The sequence below is a fragment of the Brachyspira pilosicoli genome, assembly GCF_019402445.1.
Lineage (GTDB): Bacteria > Spirochaetota > Brachyspiria > Brachyspirales > Brachyspiraceae > Brachyspira > Brachyspira pilosicoli_B.
Genome location: NZ_SRZM01000360.1, coordinates 1 through 2,754, shown reverse-complemented (window position 1 = coordinate 2,754; position 2,754 = coordinate 1). Strand labels below are relative to the sequence as shown.

Genomic DNA, 2,754 nt, shown 5'->3' with positions numbered 1-2,754 from the left:
TTTTTTTTATAGCATTTAAATTATTTTCTCTAATATCATTCACGATTTTCTCTCTACTATATAATTTGCAAGCTCAATTAATATATTTTTTGCCTCGTTATCATCATATACATTTAAATAATCTATAGCCTCTTTTGATGTCTCTATTGCTTTTTCTTTAGCCCCCTCAAGACCAAACTGTTTAACATAAGTAAGTTTACCCTCTTTCTCATCTTTACCCACAGTTTTACCAAGAGTTTCATTATCAGAAATTACATCAAGTATATCATCTTGTATCTGAAAAGCTAAACCAATAGCCTCTCCATATTTAGTAATATTTTCTAAATTTATATTCTCTTTCTCTGAAGCAATAGCCCCCACTCTCACAGCTCCTCTAATCATAGCACCTGTTTTTTTAGAGTGAAGTATTTTAAGCATATCAAAATCAATATCTCTCTCTTCATAATACAAATCTATAAACTGTCCCATAACCATTCCAGAAACTCCAGCAGCATAACTTATCTCATAAAGAAGTTTTCTTAAAGTTTTATCATTCACATTAGCATTGGATAAAATCTCAAATGAATGAGTAAGAAGTCCGTCCCCAACAAGTATAGCATTAGCCTCTCCATATTTAACATGCGTTGTTGGTTTGCCTCTTCTTAAATCATCATTATCCATAGCAGGCAAATCATCATGAACCAAAGAATATGTATGAATAAGCTCTAATGATACAGCTGGAATAATTGCTTTTTTATAATCTCCATTAAATAATTCACAGGCTAGGCAAGTTAAAATTGGTCTTAATCTCTTTCCTCCTGCATCAAGCGGATATTTAAGCATATCTAAAAAATTATTTTCTAATGAAATACTGCTGCTTTTAAAAATATTATTTATCTCGCTATCAATATCTTTTAATCTTGTATTCATATACTCTTTAAGATTCATTTTATTTATTCCTTACCACTTAATAATAAAATCATTATATAAAAAGAGATGAAAATGTAAAGCTAATATTAAATAAAAAAATTGTATTAAGTTTTTATTATAGATTATTGATTATTTAATTTAATACGATAAAAAATAGATAATAATATTTAATTTAAAAAATTGGAAACATTATAAAATGGAAAAAATCATTATAGAAACAGATAGGCTAATATTAAGAGAATTAAACGAAAACAGCAAAGAAGATTATAATAGTTTATGCGAGATATTAAAAGACAAAGAAACTATGTATGCTTATGAACATGGATTTACAGAAGAAGAATGCAGAGAATGGTTTGAAAGACAAATAAACAGATATAAAACTTATGGATTTGGACTTTGGGCTGTTATATTAAAAGAAAACAATAAACTCATTGGGCAGGCTGGTTTAACTATGCAAAATATTGATATAAAAATTAATGGCTCTAATGAACTTCTTGAGATAGGTTATTTATTCAATAAAAATTATTGGCATAAAGGATTTGCTATAGAAAGTGCTCTCTCTTCTAAAGAATATGCTTTTAATAAACTAAATGCTGATAGAGTTTATTCTATAATAAGAGATAACAACATACCATCTCAAAAAGTAGCTATAAAAAACAAAATGAAAATAGTAGGCAAAATAACAAAGCATTATTACAATATAGATATGCCTCATTATGTTTTTTGCTGTGAGAAATAAAATAATTAAAAAAAAGGCATGCAATTTATGCATACCTTATTAATTATTTAATAATTATTAATCTCTGCTTCTTATCTTTGATAAAAGTTTTAATATCTCTAAATATAACCAAACCAAAGTAACAAGTAAACCAAAAGCAGCATACCATTCAAAATATTTAGGCATATTATAAGCCTCACCCTTCTCCATAAAATCAAAATCTAAAAGTAAATTAAGTGAAGCTATTACAACTATAACAACACTAATACCAATACTTAAAGGACTAGAACCATATAAGAAAGGAATTCTTGCTCCAAAGAATGACATTACAAAATTAACTAAATATACAATAGCTATACATAAAGTTGCAGCCACTATTACACTTCTAAACTTTTCTGTTACTCTTATAATTCTAAATCTATAAAGGAGAAGCATAATAAATAAATCAGCAAAAGTAAAAAATACAGCCTGAACAACTATACCATCATAAGCAGCATTAAAAACATAAGAAACCGCTCCAACAGCAACACCCTCAAGTATAGCATAAAGTATAGATAAAACCTTTGCCAACTCTTTTTTGAAAGTCATTATTAAAGCCAAAACAAAAGCACCTATAGATGAACCTAAAGCAACAGGATAAAGCATTGCTGGGTTGTTTGCTAAAACAAAAAATACACTAACCATTGCAGAAAGTATTAAAACCAATGTTAAAATAATAGATTTGTTTATAGCACCATTAATAGTCATAGTGCCTTCATTTGCATTCCTTAATTCATAATCAAAAGCTTTTTCTGATAAAACTGGATTAGCCATTTTCAATTAAACCTCCAAATAAAATTAATAATATTTAAAAACTAAAATACTATTAGATAGATTATATAGGTATAAACAAAAAACTCAAGCCCAATTATATTCAAAAATCTCATTAACGCACGGTAAACCAAATTTCAAATATAATAAAATTAGAATAGCAAACAAGTTAATATTGTAAAATTCCCTCTACGTGCGGTTGAATAATCAATAAAAAAATTAAAATAAATATATTAAAATTTTTAATTTTGTTTTTTTATTTATTGTTTGTTGTGGCTTTGCCCCCGCACCCCCACTTCTTTTGCGACCGAAGGGAG

General features: G+C 27.3%; 3 protein-coding genes. 1 reads left to right on the top strand and 2 read right to left on the bottom strand.

Features of this window, described 5'->3' with window-relative positions:
* Positions 1–39: 39 nt before the first annotated feature.
* Positions 40–927, bottom strand: coding sequence for a polyprenyl synthetase family protein (locus E6A48_RS10685; RefSeq protein WP_219710211.1), 888 nt, complete (start codon positions 925–927; stop codon positions 40–42).
* A 178-nt stretch (positions 928–1,105) separates the two neighbouring features.
* Here E6A48_RS10685 and E6A48_RS10680 point away from each other — a divergent pair, with 178 nt between their 5' ends.
* Positions 1,106–1,648: a GNAT family N-acetyltransferase gene (locus tag E6A48_RS10680; RefSeq protein WP_219710209.1), complete on the top strand. Its 543-nt coding sequence runs from the start codon at positions 1,106–1,108 to the stop codon at positions 1,646–1,648.
* A 57-nt stretch (positions 1,649–1,705) separates the two neighbouring features.
* Here the strand turns inward: E6A48_RS10680 and E6A48_RS10675 are convergent, their stop codons facing one another.
* Positions 1,706–2,440 carry a Bax inhibitor-1/YccA family protein gene (locus tag E6A48_RS10675; protein WP_013243387.1) on the bottom strand — a complete coding sequence of 245 codons (735 nt, stop codon included), beginning with the start codon at positions 2,438–2,440 and terminating at the stop codon, positions 1,706–1,708.
* Positions 2,441–2,754: the final 314 nt, after the last annotated feature.

Excerpts from the sequence above, each read along its gene's own strand:
- E6A48_RS10675 (WP_013243387.1), bottom strand. The coding sequence starts at position 2,440 with ATGGCTAATCCAGTTTTATCAGAAAAAGCTTTTGATTATGAATTAAGG.
- E6A48_RS10685 (WP_219710211.1), bottom strand. The coding sequence starts at position 927 with ATGAATCTTAAAGAGTATATGAATACAAGATTAAAAGATATTGATAGC.
- E6A48_RS10680 (WP_219710209.1), top strand. The coding sequence starts at position 1,106 with ATGGAAAAAATCATTATAGAAACAGATAGGCTAATATTAAGAGAATTA.